Source organism: Peribacillus sp. P4_C12, assembly GCF_056402095.1.
The window spans coordinates 1-732 of the sequence record NZ_JBFUIB010001074.1 but is presented as its reverse complement, the minus strand read 5'-3'; the positions used below and the strand labels follow the sequence as shown (position 1 = coordinate 732).

General features: G+C 44.1%; 1 protein-coding gene. It reads right to left on the bottom strand.

Annotated elements, in window-relative coordinates; all coding sequences use genetic code 11:
- Nucleotides 1-732 (bottom strand): cell division protein FtsA (gene ftsA / locus AC1DUW_RS31400; protein ID WP_477644518.1); only part of this gene is annotated, 732 nt, incomplete at both ends.

Genomic DNA, 732 nt, shown 5'->3' with positions numbered 1-732 from the left:
ATTTTGGAACACATATTGAGCAAGCTCCAGGACTCCTGGCATCTTGACGACACCACCGGTCAACACGAAACCTCCCGGGACATCCTGGAAGCCAAGTCTCCTCAAATCATCTTGAATCAGCTCAAATATTTCGGTCACCCTTGCTTCAATAATATCTGAAAGCATTAACTGATTGCAGGGCAGCTGCTGGTCGCTGCCGATGATTGGTATTTGGAATACTTCATCTTCAGACGCGTCATCATAATAGGCATGTCCATGCTTAACTTTAATTTTTTCAGCTTCTTCCATCGTTGTCCTTAGAACGATGGAAAGATCTTTCGTAAGAGTCTCCCCGCCTATAGGAATCACAGACGTATATTGTAAATAGCCTTGTTCGAAAATTGCCAGAGTTGTAGAACCTCCGCCAATATCGACAAGTGCCACACCAAGTTCTTTTTCATCCTTGGATAATACAAGGGCACCTGCTGCTAAGGGCTGAAGAGCAATATCGGTTATTTCTAACCCAGCTCTTTCCACACACCTCAGAGTATTATGTAAGATTGTCCGCAGACCCGTGATTAATATCCCTCTCATTTCCAAACGAACACCTATCATGCCCCTTGGATCACTGATTTCATCAAGTTCATCAACCTTGTAATGGATCGGTACCACGTCGATAATTTCCCTGTCGGATGGTATCGTTATTAACTCCGCTGCTTCTCTAACACGGAAAACGTCATGCTCAGTAATCTC